The following is a 21274-nucleotide window of genomic DNA, read 5'->3' as shown; positions in this document are numbered from 1 at the left end:
CTGCGGCGCATGCGTCCGGCGCATGAACAGTGTTGAGAGGTCGGTCCGGGTCGGCGGCACGATCGTGGGCGCCGGCGGCGCGAGCGCGAGGACGCTCGGGCAGGACATCGCCGTGGCGGAGGCTGCCGCGGCGGTCGTCAGTGCGAGCTGAACTATCGATAAGAGGAGAAGCACATGAAAGCCGCCCGCATCCATGAATATGGAAAGCCTGTCGTCCTCGAAGACGTGCCGATCCCGGACATCGAATCGGACGAAATCCTCGTCCAGGTGAAAGCGTGCGGCATGTGCCGTTCGGATGCGCAGCTCATCGACGGCTACTTCCGCCCCTTTGCAGATATCCCGACGCCGATCACGATCGGCCACGAAATCTCGGGCACCGTTTATAAGATCGGCAAGAATGTCCCGACGATTTCGGGCTTCAAGGAAGGCGACCCTGTCGGCGTGGCGCCGGGCTGGGGCGACGGAATCTGTCGTCACTGTCTCGTGGGCAACACCCACATCTGCCCGAACGTGCGCTGGCCGGGCTTCGGCCCTTATGGTGGATTTGCCGAGTATATTCCGGTGCCGGCCCGCTACCTCGTCAAGGCGGACAAACGCCTGACGTTCGAACAGATCGCTCCCCTCACGGATGCCGGCCTGACCCCGTATCGGGGCATCAAGAAGCTGCGCGACGCTGGCGCGCTCGGGCCTGGCAGGGTCATCGGCGTTTTCGGCATCGGCGGACTAGGCGCCTACGCGGTTCAGTACGCGAAGCTGCTTGGCGCAGGCGCCAAGGTTGTCGCGTTCGCTCGCAACGCCGACAAGCTGGCCGTCGCGAAGGAGAACGGCGCCGACCACGTCATCGCCGTCAAGAACAAAACCTCCGATACGATCGCGGCAGAGCTCGAGAAGGCGGTGGGCCAGAAGGACTTGGACGCGATCATCGACTGCGCAGGTGCCACGGAAATGATGGAACTCGCTTTCAGCATTCTTGGGATCAGCGGACACTACGCCAATGTCGGATTGGTCGGTGAGCGCATCAGCGTGCCGCTGCTTCCGCGTGTGAACCGCGAGCAGACGTTCCACGGATCCTACTGGGGCAACAATGTCGATCTCGCGGAAGTGCTGTCGCTGGCCGCCCAGGACAAGGTTCGCCACACGACCAACCTCTTCAAGTTCGAACAGATCAACGAATACCTCGATCGGATAAGGGCCGGAGAAATCGTCGGCAGAGCCGTGATGAAGTGGTGATGCTGAAATGGCGTCAGTCAGGGCATTGGCGCTGAAACTCGCAGGTGTCTGGGCTGAACTGGGCGACAGCCTGCGAGGCGGAAGTAAAGCGCGCCGCCTTGCGATGGCCGGATGCATGCATCAGCTCCGATTGTCATTGGATAGCAAGCAGTCATTTTGCCGATCACCTCAGGAGGATTTCATGAACAAGGGTAAAGTGCTTGTCGTCGGTTCGAATGCCACGCGGATCGAGATTCAGGGAGGCGGCACGGGGCCGACCGGCCAATATCTCAACGAAACCGTCGTGCCTGCCATGGCCCTTGTCGAGGCAGGTTATGAAATCGTGCTGGCGACGCCCGACGGCACCAAGCCGTATATCGACCCGGTGTCGGACTTTGCACAGCATTTCGACGGTGACGTAACCGCTCACCAGCGCGGGCGCGCCTTCTTCGATGACTATCCCGCGATGGTCGATGTCCGCACGTTGCGATCGGTGATCGACGGCGGGCTCGACGACTATGCGGGCGTCTTCGTGCCCGGCGGCCAGGCACCGGTCGTCGATCTCATGCAGGATGCCGATCTCGGCGAAATCCTGCGCCACTTCCACGTGCGCGGAAAACCCACGGCCTTCCTATGCCACGGGCCGATCGCCTCGCTTGCCGCACTGCCAAGAGCTAGGGAATATCGGGCCGCCTTGATTGCCGGCGACCTGTCCAAAGCGTCTGAACTGGCGAAGGGCTGGCAATATGCCGGCTACAAGATGACGGTGTTCTCCGCCAGCGAGGAAAAGCCGATCGAAGAACAGATTCTGCACGGCAAACTGTATTTCACCATGCCCGACGCATTGCGCAGGGCAGGTGGCGATGTCACCACGACCCCGGTCGATTTCTCGCCCCATGTCGTCGTGGACCGCGAGCTGATCACTGGCCAGAACCCGCGATCGGATCATCCGCTCGCAGCGAAACTGGTCGAAGCCCTCGACCGGGCGGCCGTTTCGGCGTGACCCGACATGAAGGCAGGATTCGCGCAATTCATCGGGAGCCTTCGGTATGACGCAATCGCCGGCCAAGATCACCGCCATCCTGACGGCTCATCCCGGCAAGGCGGCCGACTTGCAAGCATTGCTCGTTGGTATGGCGCCGCTGTGCCGGGCCGAACCCGGCAATCTGCGCTGGGATGTCTGGCGCGACCAGGCGCAGGGCGAGCGCTACATACTCGACGAGCTCTACCGGGACGCCGCCGCGGTCGAGGCGCATCGGCAGGCGCCGCATTATCAAGACTATCTGGCCAGGATCCCCGCACTGGCTGACCGGACGGCATTTGTGCTGGAGGCGGTCACCTCGGCAAAGTAAGGGGAAGAGGATGATCGAAGTCGTGCAAGCCTTCGACCGCGCGCATATCGCGGCGCTGCCGACGGATGATGCGTCCGCGCTGGAGACGAAGCTGGCAACGGCACGCGCACTGCCCCAGGATCGCGCCGTATGGTCGAAGCGGAACGATCACGGTGAGTGCTCGGCAGTGCCTCATGCCCTTGCAGTCGATAAATGCGGAAATGCTCGGTCGCGCCCAGAGATTGCCTTCCTCACATGGGCGCGACCGGATGACGTGGCTAACTAGTTTGCTGGTGCAAGCGCAATCAGCTTGCCGTCCGGGCTGACAACGCAACTCAAGGCAGTACCTCCCGCATCTACTGCCAGTCGAAAATTGCCGCCGGGGCCGCCGAACCAGGAGACGTCAGCTTCGACATTGCCGGTCGACTTCGCGGTGCCAGCAGCGGCTCCAGTATAGGCGTCGGCATGTTTGAGGCAGGTGTCGACCGCCACCTGCGGAATGTCGGCAGCGGCGCTTGCGCCGGCTGACAGCAAAAGTGCAATTCCTGCAATTGCGAGATGTTTCATAGCCGTTTCCTTCCTTGGGGGGTGTATTGCAAAAATTGTATAAAATACCTGTCATCACAGGGGGCGATAGGCGGATGTAAAAGGCCGTCTTTACCCATGGGAAGGTATACCACGCGGTTTTTTTGAGACGATATTGTCCTTAGGGGAAGTACTCATGCAAAGTTCACGATGGCTTATCTGCGAAGGTGGCGGTCGTGGGCGACCCCGGACGCGTCCTCAAGGGTAAGGCGCGTCATGAAAGTCGATCTCCAGCCGCTGCGCCCTGCCGAAGATGGCGCTGAGGCGCGCTCGCTCGGTCGGCTCCAGACGAGGGCCGGCCGCGTCGAGTTCCGCTTTCAGCCATAGCGCCTGCGCCGCGAAATCCGGATGCGCGTGAAGGTCTACCCATTCCCTCAGAAGCGGATCGGTGATGCGGCGCTCGCTCGCCTGACGGCACCACGTCCAGTACATCCATTCGGCGGCGAACATGGCGGCGACGGTGTCGAGATAGAAGCCGTCGTGTGCGATCTCCAGCATCCCGTCGCGGAAAGCCGCGACCTGCGGAATGTTCGTATCGAAAGCCGACGGGTCGATGCCGCGGGCGGCGAATGTCTTCTCGAAATAGGCGATCTGCTGGTTGGCGAGCGCGTCGAGCACGCCGACCAGCCAGCGCTTCTGTTCGATCGTGCCGGCCTTGGCCGCCGCATAGGCGAAAATCGATATGGCCGTATCGACGAAAGCGCCCTCGAAGACGAGATAACGCTCGAACGCCTCTTTCGGCAGGCGGTCCTCCTTGATGTCGTTTATGAAACGATGATTGACCATCGCATCGAGCACGTCCGCATTCTCGCGAAGAATCTGTTCGGACAGGGTTTCGCTCATTTCAAAGTTCCAGCGCCGGACGTGCCTGTTCGACAAAAGCTTTCACCCGGTCCGGATCGACGGGGTTCCACCAGACGCCGTCCTTCTTCAGCGACGACGCGACGATGACGCCGTTGGTGCGTTTCAGGATCTCGGCGATGTTGGACTTGTCGACCCCCGAACCGACCAGAAGCGGCAGATGCGTCGCGGCGCCGATCTGCTCGATCTCCTCCATGGTGGCGGTGTTTCCGGTCCGCTGGCCGGTAGCGATCACGGCATCCGCGTCGAAGAAGGCCAGGTCGCGCGTCAGTTCCTCGATCGTCCGGTCGGCGGTGATGGCGTGCGCACCGTGTTTGACATGGCTGTCGGCGAACACCTTGATGTGCTCGGCCCTCAGCAGCGAGCGGTAACGCATCGCTTCCGCCGCCCGCCCTTCCATGAAACCCTCGTTCGCCACATAGGCATTCGCCCACTGGTTGACCCGGATGAACTTCGCGCCGCCGGCCATCGCGATCGCGAAGGCGGGTATAGGCGCGTTGGCGAGCACGTTGATACCGAGCGGCACACCCACGGCGCGCGCGATGCGATCGGTGACCACCGACATGAAGGCGGCGGTCTCGGGGCCAATATCCTCGGGCTTCGAGAACGGGATGTCGCCATGGTTCTCGATAATCAGCCCATGCAGGCCGCCTCCGACGAGCGCCTCCGCGTCGCGCATGCAGTCGTCGTAGACCGCATCCAACGATGTTCCGCGATAACGCGGCGCACCGGGGAAGGGGGGGCAATGGATCATTCCGATCAGCGCCTTGTCGCGCCCGAAGATTTCCCTTATGGCGCCTGAATTATTGTCGGATATCGTCTGCATTTGCCTTCTCTCTTCGAAAGTCTGACATGCGTTCTTATGTGATCGGCAACGTCGCCATCGACGAAACCATTGCCGTTTCCTCCATGCCCGAAGCCGGCGCTTCCATTCTCGGCAGCGAGGAGACCCGCGATCTCGGCGGCAAGGGTGCTAACCAGGCGGTCGTCATGGGCCGCAGCGGCGTTCCCACCACGCTTGTCGCCGCCGTCGGCGACGATTTTCGCGCAGGCACGATCCGCGAGCAGCTTGCGGGAGAACCGGTCGATGCGCACCTTGTCGCGCTTGCCGGCCGCGCCAGCGATTTCTCCATCATCTTCACCACTCCCGACGGCGAGAACGCCATCGTCACGACGACCGACTCGGCCGGTGCGCTTTCGCTCGACGATGCGCTCCTCGCCCTTGCCGCCGCCGAACCGGGCGACCTCGCGGTCCTGCAGGGCAACCTCAGCGAAGAGGTGACCCGCGGCATTCTCTCTGCGGCGAGAGAGCGGGGCATGGTCACTGCCTTCAATCCCTCGCCGCTCCGGCCGTACTTCACCGGCCTCTGGCCGCTCGTCGACATCGCATTCCTCAACAGGGGCGAGGCGGAGCAGCTTGCCGGCACGTCGGGCGCCGAAGCCGTCTCCCGCCTGATGCAGGCCGGCGTGCGCCGCGTCGTGCTGACGCTCGGCGGCGACGGCGCCTTGCTCGGCTCGGACACTGGAGTCGAGCCGATCCCCGCCGTGGCGGCCCGGGCGGTCGATACGACCGGCGCCGGCGACACCTTCATGGCGACTGCGCTTGCCTCGGCCCTTTTGCGCGGCGTTACGCTCGACCGGCGTGCCGTCGCCCATGCGTCCGCCGCCGCCGCCTTGACCGTCAGCCGCTGCGGAACCCGGTCCGCCTTTCCGACCCGCCAGGAGCTGGAAGACATCCTCGCACGATGAGCGGCGCGGTTTAGCGTGCGTCCGAGAGCCAGCCCAAAATATTCTTCCACAGGCGGCCATAACCTTCCCACTCGCAGAATGCTGGCGACAGCCAGTGCGGGCCGATGTCCGAAGTCCAGGCAGCGGTGCGCCCCTTGCCGAAGCTGCCGGTGACGAGCAGCGGGTGCCCGCCCTGGTCGTCGGGCAGGCGCGCGACAATCTCAATGTCGCCGCGCTCGCGCACTTCGACTTCATTGACGCCAAGCAGCAACGGCCAGTCGCCGCCGAGGCCGGCCACCGTGGCATGGTCCGGCTTGGTGACCACGGCGGTCGCACCTTCCGGAATTTCCACGCGGTCGTCGTAGGGCAGGCATTTGACAGGCAGCACGTCCTCCACCGGCGTGCGCCGCCAGCGGGCCTTGCCGTCAATACCCTGGAAGGAGAAATAGCCGCCGACCATCAGCAGGCCCCCGCCTTTCTCGACCCAGGCCTTGATGAGTTTCAGCCGGTTCGGAACCGTCTTCGAATGGAGCCAGACGGCAGGCGGCAGAAGCAGCGAATTCGCGCCGATGTCGGAGAGGATGATGACGTCGTAAGGGTCGAGCCCGGCCATATCGAACGGGAACTTTTCCACCGCCTCGTGCGCAGGCATGTAGGTGAGGTCATACGCGCTGCCCTCCAGCGCCTTCACCAGCGGCTCCGCGCCCAGATGGAACGTGACGCTGCCGAAGTGGTCGAAGCCTTTGTAATGCGTGGCCGAGCTGACCCAGCTTTCGCCGACGAGAAGGACTTTTTTGGTCATCGTGTTTTCCGTTTCTTATGTTCCGTCGTGTCGCCTGCTTCAGCGTCTCGCCTCGAAGACCGATCGCGGATTGTCCCGCATGAGGATGCCGAGGCTCTTTTCGTCCAGTCCGTGGCGGCGAAGCCGCGGCAGGAAATGGCGCAGGATATAGCCGTATCCGTTGCCGCCGTAGCGCGTCAGCATCATCTTCAGGAAGACGTCGTGCGAGAGCAGGATGCGGTCGCGGTGTCCGCGCTCGATCAGCCTGACGATGGCGCGCGCCGCCTCTTCGTCGCTCGGGCATTGCACCTGCTGGTCGGCGTAGAAAAAATCCATGCCGATCATGTCGTATTCGATGAAGGCGCCACGCGCGGCGAGCTCGCTCTGATAGTCGAGATCGCCATGCGAGGGATTCATATGACAGAGGATGGTATGGCGCAGGTCCGCTCCTTCCTCTTCCGCGATGTCTAGCACCTTGTGGCCGAGCCGGAACCAGCCCGGCAGATGCACCATCAGCGGCAAGCTGCTGCGCGCCTGCGCGCGGGCCGCGCCGCGCAGAGACTTTTCTTCCTCAGCCGTGAAGTCGGAGGAAACGCCGATCTCGCCGATCAGGCCGATCCGAATATCCGTGCCGTCGACCCCGACTGTGGCTTCCCGCACGATCTCGTCGGCGATCTGGTCGACGCTCATCGCAGCGACCTTGGCCGGATGCGAGCCGGCCAGATAGTAGCCGGCGCCCATGACGATGTTCAGGCCCGAGCCTTCCGAGATGCGCCGCAGTGCGGCCGGGTCGCGGCCGATGCCCTGGCAGGTGGGCTCGACCACCGTATGGCCGCCGAGTGTCGCAAAATCCTTCAGCTCGGCGATCGCCAGCGGCTCGTCGTCCAGCGTGATATTGTGCTTGTTGACGAAAGGGTCTTGGCGCAGCTCGCCGAGGATCTCGATGCAGACGAAGCTGGTCGCCAGATGTTGCCGTTCCGGCGTCTTCGGCGCATGCCACCAGCAGCGGCAGTCGTTCAGTATGTGCTCGTGCATCAGCGTGACGCCGAGCGCCGAGGCCTCGATAGGCCCCGCCACCGTCATCACCTTGCCCGAGCGTGTGTGGGCTTCCGAACGATCGCTCGCCATGGTCATCGTTTTCTGCCGCCGAGGCGGAAATTGGTGGTGAAGATGCGCGTGTTGAGCCAGATCGCCACCAGGATGATCGCGCCGGTCACGATCTGCGTGAAGAACGGCGAGATGTGCATCAGGATCAGCCCGTTGCCGATGACGGCGATGGTCAGCGTGCCCAGGATCGTGCCCAGGATGCTGCCACGCCCGCCCATCAAAGACGTGCCGCCCAGAACCACCGCCGCGATCACCTGCAGTTCGAAGCCGACCGCGGCGTTCGAGGAACCGGAGCCGAGACGCGCGGCAATCAGCAGCCCCGCTATGGCGCACGCTACGCCCGAGACGAGGTAGACCGAGGCGACGATCCACTTCGCCGGCATGCCGACGCGGCGCGCGGCCTCGAGGTTGGAGCCGACGGCGACGACCTGCCTTCCATACTTCGTCGAGGCGATCACCACGTAGCCGACGACAGCGACCGCGGCGGCGATGAGGGCAGGGACGGGCATGCCGAGAAATTCGCCGCGTCCGAGCGCCAGGAAGCCCGGAACGCCGTTGATCGGGATCGAATAACCCTGGGTGAGATAGAGCGCGAAGCCGCGCACGATCGACAGCCCCGCCAGAGTGACGATGAAGGCCGGTATGCCCTGATAGGCAACGAACCAGCCCTGAAGGATGCCCATCAGCCCGCCGAAGGCGATCATGCCCACCACCACGACCGGCCAGGGAGTGCCCATGGCGAGCACGATCGCTGCGACGGCGTTGACCAGCGCCACCTGCGACCCCACCGACAGGTCGATGCCGCCGGTGATGATGACGAAGGTCATCGCCACCGCGACGACGAGGATGGGTGCGGCCTGCCGTATCACGTTGAGGATGTTGCCCGCCGTCAGGAACGTGTCGGTCGTGGCCGAGAAGTAGATGAGGCAGCCGAGGAAGAAGGCGGTGATGGAGAGCACCTGCGCGTGCTCGCTTATGAAGTCGGCAAGCGGCGAGCCTGCCGCGCGTTCGGTATAGGCGGTCAATGGCGTTCTCCCCCGACGATGAGTTTTACGAGATCTTCGAGGTCGGTCTTTCCAATGTCCCGTTCGGCGACCTTGGTGCCTTCATACATGACGGCGATGCGGTCGCAGACGCGGAAGAGATCCTGCAGGCGATGGGTGATGAGCACGACCGACACGCCCTTGGCTTTCACCCGATTGATCAGCGCGAGGACCGCTTCGACTTCCGCCACGGCGAGCGCCGACGTGGGCTCGTCCATGATCAGCACCTTCGGGTTGAAGGATGCGGCGCGCGCGATCGCGATCGCCTGGCGCTGGCCGCCGGAGAGTTTCTCGACCTTGGCGGAGAGCCGGGGAATGCGGATCTCCAGCGCGTCGAGCATGGCGCGCCCTTCCTTCAACATGCGCGACCGGTCGAGGAATGGCCCTTTCGTCGGCTCGCGTCCGAGAAAAAGATTGCCGACCACGTCGACATGGTCGCAAAGGCTCAGATCTTGGAACACCATCTCGATGTTGCGGGCGCGCGCGTCGGCCGGGCCGGTGAGGCGCACCTCCTCGCCGTCGATGGCGATGGTCCCGCCATCCGGCAGGTAGGTGCCGGAGACGATCTTGGTCAGCGTCGATTTTCCCGCCGCATTGTCGCCGACCAGGCCGAGGCATTCGCCGGGATAGAGATCGAGGTCGACGCCGCGCAGCGCCTCGTGCGAGCCGAAGGTCTTGCGGATGTTGCGCAGCGAGACGCGCGGCACCCGTTGCGTGCCCGGCTGCCGGGGGAGTTTTTCTCCCCCGGCCCCGGCGTTTGGCTGCGTTGCCTCAGGCATCACTTGAAGATCGCCCGGTAAGGCTCGACGTTCTCCTTGGTGACGATCGTCACCGGCACCGCGATGTTGGCTTCCACCGTTCCGCCCTCGGAGAGCTTCTTCAGTGCGTCGACGGCGGCAGCGCCCATCGCTCCCGGGTCCTGCTGGATGACGGCCGCGACGTAGCCCGCGTCGATGCCGGCGATCGCCTGCGCCGTCAGGTCCCAGCCGAACAGTTTTACGCTACCCTGCTTGCCCTGGCTTTCTATCGCCGCGATGGCGCCCATCAGCGCCGGTTCCCCGGTTGCGTAGACGGCGTTCATGTCGGGATTGCCGGTTATAAGGTTCTCCGCGGCGGCAAGCGCGTTGTCCTGGATGTTCTGGCCGTCGACCACGCCGGCCTTGTCGATGCCGGCGGCGCCGCCCAGCGCCTTCTCGAAACCTTCCTGCCGGACGTTCTGGATGAAGGAGTTCAGCGCGCCGACGACGCCGTATTTCGCCTTGCCGTCCATGTTGGCCTTCACATAGTCGAGGAAGAACGCGCCCATGTCGGCGCCGGCCTTGGCGTTGTCGACGCCGATCTGCGCCTTCTGCGGGCCCTGCGGCAGGATGGCGTCGATGGCGACGACCGGAATGCCGGCATCCGCCGCCTGCTGCACCGCCGGCATGATGCCGTTGACGTCGATGGCGACGACGGCGATGCCGGCCACCTTCTGCTGGATGTAGGTCTCGATGGCGCTGTTCTGTGCCGCGGGATCGTTGTTGGCGTTGAAGATCACCAGCTTGACGCCGGCCGCATCGGCCGCCTTCTGGGCGCCTTCGTTCATCTGGTTGAAGAACAATGCCTGCTGGTTGATCTGCACGAGGGCGAAAGTCTTGTCCTGCGCCATTGCCGGGCCGAAGGTGAGGCCAGCGAGCGCGGTCGCCGCCAAGGCGGCTGCGATGGTTCTGCGGGTGAAGGTCATCGATTTATCCTCTGGTTGGTTGATCCGTTTTCCGTTGCATTTATTGTTTCGGCGGCGGCGCAACGGAGCTCCGCACGACGATTTCCACGGGCAGCAGTTCCTCGCCATGCGAGGTTTCGGACTGCTCCCAATCCGTTTCGAGAAGAAGCGCCAGCGCGCGCTCGCCAATGGCGCGCACCGGCTGCCGGATGGCGGTCAGCGGCGGCGCGAACAGATGCAGCGGCCCGACATCGTCGAAGCCGATGATCGACAGATCCTGCGGGATCGACACGCCCTGCGCCCGCAGCACCTCGATCAGGCCGATGGCGATCTCGTCCGAACTGGCGAAGATGGCGGTGACCGGTAAACCTTCGTCGAGAAAGCGCCGCGCCGCCCGCCGGCCGAACTCGGTCGTGTATTCGCCGCCATACCGGAACAGGCGCGCGGCTCCACCGGTTCCTTCCATCATCGCCTTTTCCAGGCCCTGGAAGCGGCGGCGGGTGCTGATCATGCCTTCGGCGCCGCCGATATAAAGCACGTTGCGGTGGCCGTTCTCGGCCAGGTGCCTGCCGGCCAGGTAGCCGCCCTGCACATTGTCGCAGAAAAGCTTCGGCACGGTGGTACCCGGCACGTCCTCGTCGACGACGACGACCTTGCCGGTGCGGTTGATAAGGCCGGCCAGTTCACCATTGTCGGGGTGGTTGGTGACAAACACCAGCCCGTCGACATGGTTGCGTTCCAGCATGCGCAGATAGGCGACCTCGCGGCCGGAGCGGTTCAGCGTCGCATAGAGCGACAGCGCCTTGGCCTCGCCATCCGCCTTCTGTTCGACGGCGGCGACGAGGGTGGCGAAGAACGGATTGGCGATGTCGGGAACGACCAGGCCGATCGTATCCGAGCGGCCGCGGCTCAGCCTGCGGGCGTGCGGGTTCGGCTCGTATCGAAGATCGCGGATGGCGGTTTCGATGCGCTGGCGTGTCTCGGCGGGGAGTTCGAGCGAGCCGTTGAGGAGTCGGGACACGGTGGTGACGGACACGCCGGCCGCGACGGCGACGTCCTTCAGACTCGTGGCTCGCTCCTTCGACATCTCGACAATCGCAGGTTGCTTGGTAAAGCGGTTTAGTAAAGCGCTTTACCATTAAGATGCGAAGGCCGTGGCGAGTCAAGCGGATTTGCGTGCGGTGCTGTGCGGTGAGGCCGGAATTGCGGGAGGGGTTTGTCGTTCGAATTTCAGCTATTGGTGGGAAGCAGAATGACCGTTTTCGGGCGATCAACCCCGGAAAGTTGCCTTGATCAATAAAACGAGCTTCGACCGTCCCGCCGAGGTTATATTAGGGCCTAGGGAAGATCTGTTGCCATACTTGATTGTTAATATTCTCTAGTCGTTCCGCCTGTAGCGCTTCGAATTCCTCATCATTTAACTCTATCGGCGCCACACTACGCTTGCTCGGGTATTTAAGTGGGGTGTAATTTAAGACTACAACCGATTTTCGCAGTTCCCTGTTCTCCGCGAATACACTTGCCTCCATTTCGTAAGTTCCGAGGTCCAGAGGCTTTAGTTTTACTTGGTAGGTGTCGGTTTCTCCTGCCTTTAGCCGTCGCTGAGCGCCAGGGACCACGATATTCTGGCCAATCTTGCTTGGATCGAGTTGCGCGGCATACGTATCCTCGGAGCCTATCCCACCACCCGAACCGGCGGGTTCATGAATCGATCCAAAGAACGTAGCCTTTCTTGCGTGTCCGTCTTTAGTTTTGTATTCGAATGCGATTGTCGTGCAGTATGCTGTAGATTTAAATGGGCCGCCATCGAAAACAAAAAGTTCAATGTTCTCTTCAACAGTGCCGAGATCTGTATGACGCACTACTAGTGGATTGGCAGTCGGGAATTCGGCCTTAGTGAACCATTCAATTTTTCGCTGGTACTCTAGAACGGCGATTCTATCGGTAAGATTTTCTTCCTTCAAATTCCAAAGTTCATCGTGTCCTTCTAAATAGAATCTTTCAAAATCGTCCCCGTTAATTGGTTCACATACGTCGATATCGAAAAGACTTACGGTGACTTGGGTAAAGTACATGCTTCCCCCTCCGCCGTTCACAAATGAAATCGGGGATTCTGGCGTCAGCCAAGGCTCCGAGGAGGTAAGCCACAATACAGGTTCATTGTCGGGAACGAAGTGAATGATCTGAACAAGGGTCCTGTCCACCAAAAGGTCGCGGGCTGTAGGATTACTCACGCTCACACGAATACTTGGGTAGATATGACCCCGCTCTCCGAACACTCCAATTCCTAACGGTAGTGGTCGCCCCGAAAGAAAGAGGTCCCGATAAAGATTTACTGTGTCGATGACAAGGTTCTCGCCATCCATTCGAAACGCGTAGTGCACTGGGGTTGTTGTGTCGGGAAGCTCGGCCGCAGCCGCACACGTAACCCAGCATTCGCTAAGTGCAGGCGCACGCGAGCCGGGTCCGATAACCGCATCGGGTTTCTGTTCCGGCGGCGGCAGTACTGTCGGACTCCCGAAGAAGATAATAACGAAGAGAGCGAGGGCACCGCCCGCGCGGATGGCAAATCCGCCAGCATCCCATCTAACGTTCACTATCCCTGGAATCGTCGCGCCGAATATGCCCCCGGCGAGCGCCATGACTGCACGCACCATGACGACTAAGTTCGGACTAACATCTTCATTTCGCCACAGTAGATAAAAAATCATACACAGGCACGCGGCAGCGGCGATGGTGGCGACGATCTTCTCCCAGTCCTTCATGCGTTTCCCCGTGTTTGACAAAGAGAACTACAAGTGCGAGCAAACTGCAAGCGACGCCTCACTCGCGGACTGCTATTGAGGGGGCGGCCGGTGATGTTGTGGGCTTAACATGGCAATCACTGTCCTTGACGAGCTATGGGGCACTCTACGGGTGATTAGCGGTTAGAAGAAGCTTGCGCGGCGCGACATTGCTTCTTCACTTCCGTGGTCGAGAACTGCCAGTCCGCTGTCGGCCCCGCTTAGGCCGAACTGCGCTGAACAAGCGGCAGGTTTCGAGCGCTCCGCAACCCAGCCTGAATGATTTACCTAGGGTCGCAAGCGGACCTATCCAACTCCATCCGCGAGATTCAGCGTTGGCGCAAGTTCGAAAAATCGTCTGCGGACGCTGGACGGATTCGCGCAGATGGTGGAGGAGGGACTGTCCATCTGAAAGTCGCTGGCCCTTGGTCATGCCTGTTACGCCAAAATCCACCAGGCGTGCGGCCAAAGCTCTGATTCTCCTTGCTTTTCCAAGCATGACATTTTTCGGGGCCGAGCTTGGTGTCCAGCCGGACAGCTAGCGGGGCAGGCCGCTATGCCTCGAAAAGTCGAGTTTTTCCAATGTGTTGTGCAGAAGTTCAGGATGTTTAGAGGATTATTATCCTAGGATTATTTACATCGTTGCCGACCGGTGCTACAATCCCCGCCGCCTGTGTTCGAAGGAGGACGGCAGTGGAGTTTGGAGACGCGAGTACGACAATCGAGCGATACCGGCAGGCGCTGAAGCACATCCTGCTGATGCTCGTCGGCATGGCCGAGATGGGGTTCGGCAGGCCGTTGTCGCTGGTGCTTGGGGAAGCCGCTGTCGCGCCGAGACCAGGACGGGCGGGAAAGACCGGGAGGAACAAACCGTCTCCGCCGCTCTGCCTGCCACGCCATCTCTACCGCGCCATTCTTCTGCTGCTGCGCCCGGCCGAATCCGCCGCACGCCGCCTGATCATCGCGGCGGCGAAAGGCATCGTGGTGGTGCTGCCACCGTTGCGTCCGCGAAAGCTCAAGCCAAAAATTTCCGACACGGTGGCCGCCATGCGCCGCCTCGGCCTCGCCGTCAGCCTGTCGAGAGAAGACTTTGCCCGCTATGAAGCCGAGCGGAAAGCCGCCGAACGCCGCGCCTCTCGCCCGCGCACATTGAACCTGCCGCTGCTCGACGCGCTCAAATATCCGTTCCGCATCCGCCGCAACTATGTGCCGGCGCATGCCGTGCCGCGCATCCGGTCGCTCGACGACGACGCGCCACGCATCCCCCTGCCGCCGCCGCCGTCGCAGAACGATCCGATCAATGCGGCGAAACTGACGCTCAGGCTGGATGCGCTGGGTCAGGCACTCGACGATCTTCCCGGCCAGGCGCAACGTTTTGCCCGCTGGAAGGCGCGCAACGACGCAGGCCTTGCACGCGACAAAGCGGCTCGCGACGCGGCGGCAGCGCAGGGCAAGCCTGGTCCGGTGCGGTTCCGGCGTTTTTCGCCGCTCCGGCGCGGGCGTCCGCCGGGCGGAAGATTGCCGCGTTTCGATCCGGACGCGCCGAAACGCAAGAACATCCGCGAGGTCGACGAGATTCTGGCGCATGCCAATGCGATGGCTTACTACGCGCTGGAGCCGCCGCGGCGCGATACGTCATGACGCGTGCCGGCAGGACCGGCGGTTCTCGAAAAGCAAAATATCTCAATGATTTAATGGCCAGCCGGAAAAGTCCGGGCGTGGCGGCGAAGATGGCTGCCTACAGGGGACAGTTTACTTTTTTCCGCACAAGGGCGCAGCCGCTTCAAGGCTGGCGCGGGCGGAAAAAAGTAAACTGTCCCCGGCGTTTGCGCCCCGCGCTTACACCATTCCATCCATTGGCAAAGCTGGCCGCTCCTCAGCGATCCAGCCTGCCGATCTCCCACAGCAGCGCCGCGCCGGTTCGGATGCCGTCGACGAAGCGCACGATCTCAAGATTTTCGTTCGGCGCGTGGTTGGCCTCGTCGGCGTTTGCGTAAGGCACCACGAACGAATGCAGGCCGAGGATTTTTGTGAACGCATATTCTGGCAGGCTGCCGCCGACCGTCGGATAGAGCAGCGGCTCGACGCCGCGCGCTGCCTCGACCGCCCGCCGGATCGGCGCGGCGAAGGGCGAGTCCATCGGCGTCTTCGACGGCAGCATGGCGTTCAGCGGCACGAACTCGACGTCCGGCGCGTGGCGCTCCACATGCAACCGTATCTTCTCGTAGACATAGTCGGGCGTCAGCGGCTCGACGAGGCGCATGTCGCATTTCACCAGAGCCTCGCAGGGCAGCACAGTCTTCGAGCCCGGCCCGCCGTAGCCGCCGTGAAAGCCGTTGATCGTCAGCGTCGGATGAAACATCAGCCGGTCATAGTAGCCGCGCTCCTTCGGGCCGTCGAGTTCGGCAAGACCGAGGTCGGCCTTCACCTGGTCGAGGTCGAGCGGCAGTTTTGACACGGCCTCGCGCTCGAAATTGGTGGCTGGGATCACCGGCTCGTTGATGCCTTCGATGGTGATCACGCCGTCGGGGTTTTTCATGGTGGCCAGAAGCTGCACCAGCTTCCAGATCGGGTTGGGCACGATACCGCCGAAATTGCCGGAATGGACGTCGCGGCTCGCCGTCCGGCAGCGCAGTTCGAAGCTGGCGACGCCGCGAACGCCGAAGGTGATCACCGGCAGTCCGGATTCGTGCAGCGGCCCGTCCGAGGTGACGACGAGGTCGGCCTTCAGCCGGCCGGCATGTTCCCTGACGAAGCTGGCGATCTGTGGGCTGCCGATCTCCTCCTCGCCCTCCAGCAAAAAGATGATGTTGCAGGGCAGGTCGCCATGCACCGCCAGATGCGACTCGATCGCCAGCAGTTGCGCAAAATGCTGCCCCTTGTTGTCGCCGATGCCGCGCGCGTAGATGCGCCCGTCACGGATGGTCGGCTCGAAGGGCGGACTGACCCACAGATCCAGCGGGTCCGGCGGCTGCACGTCGTAATGGCCGTAGAGCATGATCGTCGGCTTGTCGGGCGAGACGTCGCGCCGGCCGAGCACCATCGGATGGTTGGCCGTCGGCATCGCCTCCGCTTCCATGCCAAGGCCCTTCAGCGTCTCGACCAGCAGCGCCGCGACCTCGCGGATGCCGATATTGTGGGCGCTGATCGAAGGATGGCGGACATAGTCCATCACCCGCTCGATGAAGGAGTCGCGGTTGGCCTCGATGTGGTCGAAGACCTGTTGCAGATTCGGGTCGGCGGCCGTCATTGCACGCCTCCTTCATGGCGCGTGAGGAGTATGGCGCCGGTCTCGTGCACCGTGCCCGACCAGCCGGGCGGCACAAGCGTCGTGGTGTCGAGCTGGGTCAGGATCATCGGTCCGGAGAAGGAGGCGCCGGCGCCGAGCGCCGCGCGGTCGACCAACGGCGTCTTCGTCAGCCCGCCGCCGAAATGGACGGGCACGTGGTCGTAGGCTTCGACCTTGTCCGACGCCGGCAGCCTGATCGCCGGCTGCTGCGCGGTCAATCCGGTCGCCTCGATCCGCAGCGTGACGAGTTCGATCGCCGCATTCAGCGTGAAGCCGTAGAGCGCTTGGTGCTCGGTTGCAAAGGCGGTTTCGGTCGCCTCGCGCGTGCCGGTCCAGCCGATGGCCAGCTCGCCGCCCTGGCCGTGGTAGCGCAGCAGCGCGACTTTTGCCGTGCGGCGCAGATGCTGGTCGACGCCTTCGACGCCAAGCCAGTCCTGCGCCTGCGTTTCGAGTTCGGCGAAGATGCCTTCCGCTTGCGCGACATCGATCGCACCGGCGCGCGGCAGCGCGCGGCTGAACTCGGCCTTGAGGTCGGCCGCGAGCAGCCCGTCGGCGCAGAGGATGCCGGGCGCCGGCGGAATCATGACGCTGGAGATATCAAGCAGCTCGGCCAGCGCCGTGCCGTGCAGCGGCCCCGCGCCGCCGAACGGCACCAGCGTGAACTGGCGCGGGTCATGGCCGCGCTCGATCGAGACGACACGCACCGCGCCGACCATGTGGTTGTCGACGATGGCGAGGATGCCGCGCGCGGCGTCCTCCGCCGACAGGCCGAGCGGCCCGGCGACCCGGTCGCGGATCGTGACCCTCGCGGCATCGACATCGAGGGCCATGCGGCCACCGAGCAGTTTTGCCGGAAGGTGGCCGAGCACGACATGGGCGTCCGTCACCGTTGCCTCGCGGCCGCCAAGACCGTAGGCGGCGGGCCCGGGCCGCGCTCCGGCGCTCTTCGGCCCGACGGTCAGCGTCTCGTCCGTGACGGCGGCGATCGAGCCGCCGCCGGCGCCGATCGTCACCATATCGACCATCGGCAGCGGCAGCGGCCATTCGCCGACCTTGCCATGCTGGGTCAGCCCGATCCTGCCGTCCTTGATCAGGCAGATGTCGGCGCTGGTGCCGCCGATGTCGACGGTGATGAGGTCACTGATGCCGCAGGCGGCAGCGATCGCCCTGGCGCCGACGACGCCGGCGGCGGGACCGGAAAGCGCGGTGAGAGCCGGCGCCTGGCGGATTGCGGCGGCACCCGCGACGCCGCCATTCGACTGCATCAGGAGCAGCGGCGCGGCCACGCTCTCATCCGCGAGACGCTGCTCGATACGGCCGACATAGGTGGTGACGCCGGGCATGACGCTGGCGTTGAGTACGGTCGTCAGCGAACGTTCGTATTCGCGCACCACCGGCAGCACGTCGGACGAGGTCGTCACGGCGACGCCGGGCAGTTCCTCGCGCAAGATCTCGGCGGCGCGGCGCTCGTGCGCCGGATTGGCGAAGGCGTGCAGCAGACAGACGCCCACCGCCTCGACGTCCATGCCGCGTAACGCTTCCGCGGCCTTGCGGACGCTCTCTTCGTCGAGCGGTTCGAGGATGTCGCCGCCGGCCGCGACGCGCTCATCCACCTCGACGATGCGCGAGGCCGGCACCGGCCGCTGCGGCTTGGTCCAGGTATAGAGGTTCGCCTTGCGCGGAATATCCTGCCGGCCGATGTCGAGCACATGGCGGAAGCCGCGCGTGGTGACCAGCGCCGCGCGGGCACCCTTGCCTTCGAGGATCATGTTGGTCGCGACCGTGGTGCCGTGCAGCACCTGGCCAAGCGAGGCTGCATCGGCGCCGGCTTCGGCCAGCGCGAGGCGTATGCCGTTGAGAAAAGCTTCCGAAGGATCGGACGGCACGCTCGGCGTCTTGGCGCGCCAGATTTTTCCGCTGGCCCGGTCGATCAGCGAGATGTCGGTGAAGGTGCCGCCGATGTCGACGGCGATGGCGAGCGGGGAGTCAGGCAAGGACATCGACATACTCCGTGCGGTGGAAGCGGCGGACGGCTGGACGCGAAGCGCGGGCGCGCGCCGTCGCAAGCTCGTTCACCGTGTTGCCAGAAAGGACCACGCCATAGAGGCGTTCGGCTGCCTCGCGGCCGACATAGCCGCTCAGCACATCCTCCAGCACTCGTGCCGCGGGGCGGTCGAACGGGTGGCCGTAACCGCCGCCGCCGCCCGTCTCCATGCGCAATATGTCGCCGCGCACCAGCTTGTTGCCGTCCGACAGCGGCTTGAGAACGCGCTCCTTGTCGGTGCCGGGGTTCACGACCGCCCGGCCGGTGCCGCCACCCATGCCGCCGTCGATGCCCCAGGGCGGATTTTTGACGCTGTCGATGCGCACGGCCAGCAGCGCGTCCTCGGCGAGGATCTCGTACTCGCGAACGATACCGCAGCCGCCGCGATGCGTTCCCGCCCCGCCCGAATCCGGCACGACGCCGTAACGCAGCAAGCGCACCGGATAGCCGTTTTCGAGGAACTCGACCGGATAGTTTTCCTGCGCGACGAAGTAGACCGCGTCGATGCCGTCGGCATTGGGCCGCGCGCCATAGCCGACGCCGATGCCGTCGGCGAGCAGGAAGCGCTCGAGGTCGCCGTTCTCGTTGCGGAAATTGCCGCGCATGATGGTGATGACATAGGCCGAGTTGGCGGCCGGCGCGTTGCCGCCGGCGGCATTGACGAGGCCGCCGATCGCCGAGATCGTGCGCATGGCGGTGAGCCCGCGCATGCCGAGCGGCGCCGGCCAGTTCGGCAGCAGGAACGACCCTTCGCGCAGGCGCACCTCGTCGAGGGCGTTCGGGCCGCCGGCGTTGCAAACCTGCGCCGGGTCGCCGCCGAGATAGAACAGGCCGAGCGCCATGCCGGGCACGCCGCGGTTCATCAGGTAGTTGACCGGGCCCGGCGCCTGGTCGTCGCTTTCGGTCGCGTCGAAGATGAACCTGTCCTCACCATCCGCGCTCCTCTCGCGGGTCAGCGCGAAGCGCATCTTGAAGGGGCCGTTGCCATGGCCGTCGGCATCGATCGCGTCGGTGAAGCGGTGCGTGCCGTAATCGAAGGTTTCGGCGAGTTTCGTGCGCACCAGCCGCCGCGTGCGGGCGAGAAGCTGGGCGAAGGCGTCGCCCACCACCAGGGCGCCAAAGCGGTCGAGGATTTCGCCGACGCGCTTCACGCCGAGCTCGACGCTCGCCATCAGCGCGCGCATGTCACCGTTACTCTGCTCTGGAAAGCGCGAGTTGCGGTGGAAGATCGCCAGCGTCGCCTCGTTGGTGACGCCCCCGTCGATCAGCTTGGTCGGCGGGATGATGATGCCTTCCTGGAAGATGTCGGTCGCATCTGGGCTGATCGAGCCGGGACGCATGCCGCCGATGTCGGCGAAGTGCGCCCAGCTCATCACGAAGGCGCATCGCTTGCCGTCCTTGAAGACGGGGGCGAGCAGCACTTGGTCGTTGGAATGCGAGACCGCGCCGCGCGAGCCGTAACAGTCATTGTACCAGTAGAGGTCGCCGGGCTTCATCGTGTCGGCCGGGAAGTGGTCGAAGACCGGGCTCGTCATGTCGCCGAAGATCGGCACCATCGAGCCCACGGCCATGACGCCGTTCTCGTCGAACAGGGCGGTATAGAAATCCTTCTTCTCGCGGATGAAGGCAGAGATGGCGGTGCGTTCCAGCAGCCCCTCCATTTCCGACTGCGCGGCCGCGATGGCGCCGCGGATGATCTCCAGCGAGACGGGATCGCAGATCGGCCGGTCCGGGATCGGATCGGGCGCCTGCGCGGTTCTGAGGGGTTGGTGCATGGTTGGTCCTTGGGAGGTATCTTGGAAGTTCTCAGACGGTGAGGACGATGTTGCCGAGATTGCCGCCGCGCTCGACGTCGAGATGGGCTTGCGCGATCTCGGCGAGCGGATAGGTTTTTGCTACGGCGATCGACAGCTTTCCTGTGGCGGCGAGTTTCGCCAGCAGCGCCTCCCCTTCGGACCGGGCGGCGGCGGGAATGGCAAAACCCTGGATGAAGCGCAGGTTGGCGCCCTTGGACTGGAAGGCGTAGTAGGGCAGCACGGGCTGCGGATTGCTGCTCGACGAATAGGAGGCGACAGTGCCGTTGGCCTTCAGCACCGCCGCGTCGAGCACCATGTTCGATGCAAAATCGACCTCTATGACGCGGTCGACGCCTTGCCCTTCCGTCAGGTCCATGACGCGCTTGGCCACGTCCTCGCGCTTGCGGTTGATGGTGGCGAAGGCGCCGCCGGCCATCACGTGCTCGGCCGCAGCCTCGCTGCTCACAGTGCCAATGACGCGCGCGCCGCCCGCCACCGCGATCTGCACCGCGCAATGACCGACCGCGCCGGCCGCGCCGTTGACGAGGATGGTCTGGCCGTCGACGGGGCCGTCGGCATGGACCGCCCGAAACGCGGTCATGGCTGGCACGCCGAGACAGGCGCCGGCGACGAAATCCAATTCGTCGGGCAGCCGCACCGCCTGTCCGGCATCGATGGCGATCAGCTCGGCTGCGGTTCCGAAGGCGCGGCCCGCGGTGCCGTAACCGCCCTGCGCATTCCACAGCCAGACGCGCTCGCCGATGCGGGCACGGTCTACACCAGCGCCGACCTCGACGATCTCGCCCGCGCCGTCGGTGTGGGGGATGACCAGCGCATGTTCCACCCGCATGCCATTCCAGCCGGCGCGGCGTTTTACGTCGGCTGGGTTGATGCCGGAGGCATGGACACGCACCAGCACCTCGCCGGCGCCGGGAACCGGATCGGGCTGCCGGCGGACGCTCAGCACCTCGGCGGCCGGTCCGGTTCTTGTGTAGGTGACGGCAAGCATGTGATG

21 protein-coding genes are annotated in these 21274 nt (G+C 64.0%); 7 read left to right on the top strand and 14 right to left on the bottom strand.

All coding sequences use genetic code 11. From position 1 onward, the window contains the following. The first annotated feature begins 22 nt into the window (after positions 1 to 22). From ACH196_RS03535 to ACH196_RS03515, 5 genes are all read left to right on the top strand, one after another. On the top strand, positions 23 to 151 hold the full coding sequence (locus ACH196_RS03535) for a hypothetical protein (protein ID WP_396644989.1): 129 nt from the start codon (positions 23 to 25) through the stop codon (positions 149 to 151). Positions 152 to 174: 23 nt separating this feature from the next. Further along, positions 175 to 1230 (top strand): NAD(P)-dependent alcohol dehydrogenase, encoded by a 1056-nt coding sequence (locus tag ACH196_RS03530; RefSeq protein WP_396644987.1) that lies wholly within the window; start codon positions 175 to 177, stop codon positions 1228 to 1230. Positions 1231 to 1411: 181 nt separating this feature from the next. Next, a complete protein-coding gene (locus ACH196_RS03525) occupies positions 1412 to 2212 on the top strand; it encodes a type 1 glutamine amidotransferase domain-containing protein (protein WP_396644986.1) in 801 nt (266 codons plus the stop codon). A gap of 46 nt (positions 2213 to 2258) precedes the next feature. Beyond that, positions 2259 to 2561 (top strand): putative quinol monooxygenase, encoded by a 303-nt coding sequence (locus ACH196_RS03520; RefSeq protein ID WP_396644985.1) that lies wholly within the window; start codon positions 2259 to 2261, stop codon positions 2559 to 2561. A 10-nt stretch (positions 2562 to 2571) separates the two neighbouring features. After that, complete coding sequence (locus ACH196_RS03515) at positions 2572 to 2826, top strand: hypothetical protein (RefSeq protein WP_396644984.1); 255 nt, start codon at positions 2572 to 2574, stop codon at positions 2824 to 2826. Here the strand turns inward: ACH196_RS03515 and ACH196_RS03510 are convergent. From ACH196_RS03510 to ACH196_RS03500, 3 genes are all read right to left on the bottom strand, one after another. Beyond that, positions 2823 to 3107: a hypothetical protein gene (locus tag ACH196_RS03510; RefSeq protein WP_396644983.1), complete on the bottom strand. Its 285-nt coding sequence runs from the start codon at positions 3105 to 3107 to the stop codon at positions 2823 to 2825. The two genes, ACH196_RS03515 and ACH196_RS03510, sit on opposite strands and share 4 nt — an antisense overlap. 216 nt (positions 3108 to 3323) lie before the next feature. Continuing rightward, positions 3324 to 3968: a TenA family protein gene (locus tag ACH196_RS03505; RefSeq protein WP_396644982.1), complete on the bottom strand. Its 645-nt coding sequence runs from the start codon at positions 3966 to 3968 to the stop codon at positions 3324 to 3326. 1 nt (position 3969) lies between these two features. After that, positions 3970 to 4812 carry a BtpA/SgcQ family protein gene (locus ACH196_RS03500; protein WP_396644981.1) on the bottom strand — a complete coding sequence of 281 codons (843 nt, stop codon included), beginning with the start codon at positions 4810 to 4812 and terminating at the stop codon, positions 3970 to 3972. Positions 4813 to 4838: 26 nt separating this feature from the next. On the opposite strand from ACH196_RS03500, the gene ACH196_RS03495 reads away from it, so the two are divergent. Beyond that, positions 4839 to 5735 carry a PfkB family carbohydrate kinase gene (locus ACH196_RS03495; RefSeq protein WP_396644980.1) on the top strand — a complete coding sequence of 299 codons (897 nt, stop codon included), beginning with the start codon at positions 4839 to 4841 and terminating at the stop codon, positions 5733 to 5735. 10 nt (positions 5736 to 5745) lie between these two features. Here the strand turns inward: ACH196_RS03495 and ACH196_RS03490 are convergent, their stop codons facing one another. The 7 genes from ACH196_RS03490 to ACH196_RS03460 form a co-directional block, all read right to left on the bottom strand. After that, positions 5746 to 6516: a glutamine amidotransferase gene (locus ACH196_RS03490; RefSeq protein ID WP_396644979.1), complete on the bottom strand. Its 771-nt coding sequence runs from the start codon at positions 6514 to 6516 to the stop codon at positions 5746 to 5748. 39 nt (positions 6517 to 6555) lie between these two features. Then, entirely contained in the window at positions 6556 to 7623 is a 1068-nt protein-coding gene (locus ACH196_RS03485; RefSeq protein ID WP_396645026.1) for a phosphotriesterase, read from the bottom strand. Between the two features lie 2 nt (positions 7624 to 7625). Then, positions 7626 to 8627 (bottom strand): ABC transporter permease, encoded by a 1002-nt coding sequence (locus ACH196_RS03480; protein ID WP_396644978.1) that lies wholly within the window; start codon positions 8625 to 8627, stop codon positions 7626 to 7628. Next, complete coding sequence (locus ACH196_RS03475; protein ID WP_396644977.1) at positions 8624 to 9424, bottom strand: ATP-binding cassette domain-containing protein; 801 nt, start codon at positions 9422 to 9424, stop codon at positions 8624 to 8626. Before ACH196_RS03475 ends, ACH196_RS03480 begins: the two co-directional genes overlap by 4 nt. Continuing rightward, positions 9424 to 10368: a substrate-binding domain-containing protein gene (locus ACH196_RS03470; RefSeq protein ID WP_396644975.1), complete on the bottom strand. Its 945-nt coding sequence runs from the start codon at positions 10366 to 10368 to the stop codon at positions 9424 to 9426. The genes ACH196_RS03475 and ACH196_RS03470 overlap by 1 nt, the downstream gene beginning before the upstream one ends. Positions 10369 to 10408: 40 nt before the next feature. Next, positions 10409 to 11434 (bottom strand): LacI family DNA-binding transcriptional regulator, encoded by a 1026-nt coding sequence (locus tag ACH196_RS03465; protein ID WP_396644973.1) that lies wholly within the window; start codon positions 11432 to 11434, stop codon positions 10409 to 10411. Positions 11435 to 11678: 244 nt separating this feature from the next. Then, the gene (locus ACH196_RS03460) at positions 11679 to 13112 is read right to left on the bottom strand and encodes a hypothetical protein (RefSeq protein ID WP_396644971.1); all 1434 of its coding nucleotides are present in this window, start codon (positions 13110 to 13112) and stop codon (positions 11679 to 11681) included. Between the two features lie 711 nt (positions 13113 to 13823). On the opposite strand from ACH196_RS03460, the gene ACH196_RS03455 reads away from it, so the two are divergent. Beyond that, a complete protein-coding gene (locus ACH196_RS03455) occupies positions 13824 to 14771 on the top strand; it encodes a hypothetical protein (protein WP_396644969.1) in 948 nt (315 codons plus the stop codon). Between the two features lie 235 nt (positions 14772 to 15006). On the opposite strand, the gene ACH196_RS03450 is transcribed toward ACH196_RS03455, so the two are convergent. From ACH196_RS03450 to ACH196_RS03435, 4 genes are read right to left on the bottom strand one after another with little or no spacing between them, the layout of a single operon-like run. Beyond that, complete coding sequence (locus tag ACH196_RS03450) at positions 15007 to 16380, bottom strand: M20/M25/M40 family metallo-hydrolase (protein ID WP_396644968.1); 1374 nt, start codon at positions 16378 to 16380, stop codon at positions 15007 to 15009. Further along, positions 16377 to 18419: a hydantoinase/oxoprolinase family protein gene (locus ACH196_RS03445; protein ID WP_396644966.1), complete on the bottom strand. Its 2043-nt coding sequence runs from the start codon at positions 18417 to 18419 to the stop codon at positions 16377 to 16379. The genes ACH196_RS03450 and ACH196_RS03445 overlap by 4 nt, the downstream gene beginning before the upstream one ends. Further along, a complete protein-coding gene (locus ACH196_RS03440) occupies positions 18406 to 20238 on the bottom strand; it encodes a hydantoinase B/oxoprolinase family protein (RefSeq protein WP_396644964.1) in 1833 nt (610 codons plus the stop codon). The genes ACH196_RS03445 and ACH196_RS03440 overlap by 14 nt, the downstream gene beginning before the upstream one ends. 31 nt (positions 20239 to 20269) lie before the next feature. Beyond that, positions 20270 to 21268 carry an NADPH:quinone reductase gene (locus tag ACH196_RS03435; RefSeq protein WP_396644962.1) on the bottom strand — a complete coding sequence of 333 codons (999 nt, stop codon included), beginning with the start codon at positions 21266 to 21268 and terminating at the stop codon, positions 20270 to 20272. Between the last annotated feature and the right edge of the window lie 6 nt (positions 21269 to 21274).

It is taken from the genome of Mesorhizobium sp. IMUNJ 23232, assembly GCF_044326205.1.
In the GTDB taxonomy this organism is placed as follows: domain Bacteria; phylum Pseudomonadota; class Alphaproteobacteria; order Rhizobiales; family Rhizobiaceae; genus Kumtagia.
This window is presented reverse-complemented; position numbering and strand designations above follow the sequence as displayed.